This window comes from Halothiobacillus sp., from assembly GCF_027346185.1.
In the GTDB taxonomy this organism is placed as follows: Bacteria; Pseudomonadota; Gammaproteobacteria; order Halothiobacillales; family Halothiobacillaceae; genus Halothiobacillus.
The window spans coordinates 1-3,366 of record NZ_DAIESY010000013.1 but is presented as its reverse complement, the minus strand read 5'-3'; the positions used below and the strand labels follow the sequence as shown (position 1 = coordinate 3,366).

3 protein-coding genes are annotated in these 3,366 nt (G+C 56.7%); all 3 read right to left on the bottom strand.

The window, feature by feature from the left end; translation table 11 throughout:
- On the bottom strand, window positions 1-187 hold a 187-nt coding region (locus tag M7R55_RS01220; RefSeq protein ID WP_298217762.1), incomplete at its 3' end, for a DUF1016 N-terminal domain-containing protein.
- Window positions 184-2,994: a DNA methyltransferase gene (locus M7R55_RS01215; RefSeq protein WP_298217760.1), complete on the bottom strand. Its 2,811-nt coding sequence runs from the start codon at window positions 2,992-2,994 to the stop codon at window positions 184-186. The genes M7R55_RS01220 and M7R55_RS01215, both read right to left, overlap by 4 nt.
- 210 nt (window positions 2,995-3,204) lie before the next feature.
- Window positions 3,205-3,360, bottom strand: coding sequence for a hypothetical protein (locus M7R55_RS12205; protein ID WP_366881113.1), 156 nt, complete (start codon window positions 3,358-3,360; stop codon window positions 3,205-3,207).
- Between the last annotated feature and the right edge of the window lie 6 nt (window positions 3,361-3,366).

Here is a 3,366-nt window from a genome sequence, read left to right as displayed (position 1 = left end):
CGCCCCATCCTTGGCTTGCTTGCCGTGCCAGAATGTCGCGCCCGATCTGCCAATACAGCAGCACCAACTCGCGGTTGACCGCCAGCGTGGCGCGTTGCTGGGCGGTGTGGATACGGCTCTTCAGGTCGGCCAGCCAATCGGTATAGCCCTCGGGGGACGGGGTCAGGCTGACAGGTTTATCGCTCACGCTTTCTTCCCCCTGGTGGTTTTCAAAGCAGGCTTGGCCTTGGCCGCCGCCGTCATCTTGGTATACAGCTCGAACAGCTTTTCCAGCCGCTCGGTGTCGTTCTTGAAGCGGCGGCCGATGTAGATGCGCTCCAGCACTTCGTCGTTGCGCTCGTGGGCGCGGCGCAGGTTGTCCGGCATATTGTCCGGGTCGTACAGGTCGGCGATGGTGGCGGGGAAATGCGCTTCGCGGGCCAGCAGGATGTTCTCGGCGCAAGCAGTCAGGTCAGCCTTGTTCTGCTCGGTGAGAAGCGGCACGGGGAAGGTATTCCAGCCGAGGGTGTTGGAGTAGCGAAAGTCAGTTTTCATTTTCCCGCAGACAGTACCAATCCAGACCAGATGCAGGCGCGAGGCAATGAGTGCCATGTTCCACAGGGGGGCGTCGTAGAGGGCGAAGGCAAGGTTGCTAACAATGGCCCCAGGTTCCATATAACCAACAGGCAAGTAGTCTCGTGACTCAGAAGAAACGCTGGGAACAATCATTACAGTCTCATTACCAGACTGGCGAATTTCTCCGAATCGGTGAGGTACATTTGCAAGCGCTACCGTTGCAGCCTTGGTGCTGTCCAAGCGCATTTTCTTTACGGCTTGGAGCCTTCCAGCTATGCAGGCGAGGGAGCTGATTTCGACTGCATCCTCATCTCCAACCCAAATACAGAAACGTTCAAGGCCACGGATAAACTCAGCAGACCCCGAAATTTTGCGGATAAATTTGCTTGATTGATCTGCTGTAAGAACAAGTGCTTGGACTTCGTCGTGAGAGAGCAGCAGATGGCCGCCATCCGTGGGCTGATTGCCTTTGGTCATTTCTGCCTGCTCGCCTAAAGGGCGAGGGAGTTTTTCTACCATCACATCGACACTAGGCACCAAGTAGGCGTTGATATGTTCCACCTCTTTTACATCCACGGCTACGCTCTTGCCACTGTTAGAGACTGAATACAAGCGCCGCACGGGTTTGGTTTGCGACGATAGACCCACAATCACCACCGTTACCCCAGCGTTGTGACTGGCGAGATTGGCCCATTTAAATGAGGTGTGTGCAAATACGATATGACTGCCTGCGCTGAAAATTAATGGCCACAGAATGGGCACTTGCTGCCCTTGGCAAATGGAATTGGTGGATACAAATGCTGCGGCAACCTGGGTTTTGGTACCGTAGTCGGCGGCCTTCATGAACCAGCCCGCCACATAGTCCAGCGACTTCCACGTTTTACATCGGCAATCGAAAATTGCCTTTAGGTCGTCTTTTTGCTCGGCGCTTTGCCATGTACTGCCCAGATATGGGGGATTGCCACAGATATACGTCTCGCCACCTTCGTTTTGAAAGTCAATCTCCGTCTGATCCAGCGGCGTACCAAATAAATCATCCGCCACCATCTTCATCCCCGTCCCCGTCGGCGGGCAGATGCTCAACCAATCCAGCCGCAGCGCGTTGCCGCAGATGATCCAGTTCTGCGCATCCAGCGGCAGAAACTCCGCCAGCGCATCCTTCTGCCCGCGATACAGTACATCGCACTGGAACTCGGCAATGATCAGCGCCAGACGCGCAATCTCTGCCGGAAAATCGCGCAACTCAATGCCCCGGAAATTGGTCAGCGGTATTTCGCTGCCCAGTTGCGCTTTGCCCAGGCGACGGTTGATTTCCGCCTCGATCTCGCGCATCTGCTTGTAGGCGATGACCAGGAAGTTGCCGGAGCCGCAGGCCGGGTCGAACACGCGAATGCGCGCCATGCGCTTGCGCAGGTTCAGCAGCTTGCGTTCGTTATCGCCAGCCTCAGTCAGTTGCGCGCGCAGTTCGTCAAGGAACAGCGGATTCAATACCTTGAGGATATTAGGCACGCTGGTGTAATGCATTCCCAATGCGCCGCGCTCTTCGTCGTCGGCCACGGCCTGGATCATGCTGCCGAAAATATCCGGGTTGATTTGATTCCAGTTCAGGTTGCCGGCGTGCAAAAGATAGGTGCGTGCCATGCGGGTGAAGCGCGGTACTTCGGTGCTGCCGGAAAAGAGGCCGCCATTCACATAGGGAAAACCACTAGCCCAGTTCGGTAAACGTGGTTGGGCTGTGGTGCGCTCGTCAGGGTTGGTCTTGATGTTCATGGCACGGAAGATGGTTTCCAGCACCTCATGGGTGTTGGCGCCGTCTCGCTCGCTCATTTGTTCTACCGTTTGGGTGAAAAGCCCCTTGTCATTGAAGATGTCGGTGTCTTCGGCAAAGAAACAGAACACCAGTCGAGCCATGAAATGATTCACGTCGGCGCGGCGCTCGTCCTTGGCCCATTCGGGGTTATCGCGCAGCAGCTCGACGTACAGCTTGTTCAGGCGCCCGGTGGCGCGCACGTCAACGGGGTTGTCCTTGATCTCCTTGATGGTGGAGATGCCGGCCAGCGGCAGGAAGAAGCCGAAGTGGTTGGGGAAGTCCGGGTAGGCGCAGGCGATGGTTTCGCCACCGGTCAGCTCTTCGGCCTCCAGGGTCAGCCCGTCGGTGGCGAGAATGAACTTGGCTTTGGCCTTTGTGGTGGCCGGGCTGGCGTGTAATGCCTTGAGGGTTTGGCCCACGCTGCCTGCTGCGCATGCGGCGATATGGATGTTGTTGCGCTGGAGTACGCCGCCGGGCACGTCGGAGACGTTATTGTTGCCCGTGCGCAGGCGCTTGAGGGCCGTGTCCTTATTGCCGAAAGCGGCCAGGAACGCGAACGGGAACTCCGCCGCGTCGAATGGCTGAAAGGCGAGGTCTGATATGGCTGCTTCGATTTCTACTGCATTCATGGGGTATCTTGCCTGTTTGAGTTTTCTTTTCCCATGGGCCTCAGACTCTGCTACCTATAACATACTGAATCGCCTCACATCACGCAGAAAGCACCAGAACAGACCGCCAAGAGATCTTACACAGGCACTCGGTACAGACAAATCGAATGGCCGCTTCCAGGTCTGTTACTGCCCTCATACCGAGCACCGCCGCTGGTGGTACCCCTTAGATCACGCCGCGCGAATACTTTTGTTTGGAGCGTAGTGCAGCGGCATGAGGCGATCCTTCGCAACCGCTAGGGTGATATAGTCGTCGCCCACAAGAAACTCAACTTCCACGTAACCAGGGTCCAACTCTTCCACGACGGTTCCGACCTGGCCACGCAGAAGGTG

Bases quoted from the DNA above. Each gene is read 5' to 3' on its own strand.
- M7R55_RS01215 (WP_298217760.1), bottom strand. From the start codon at position 2,994: ATGAATGCAGTAGAAATCGAAGCAGCCATATCAGACCTCGCCTTTCAG.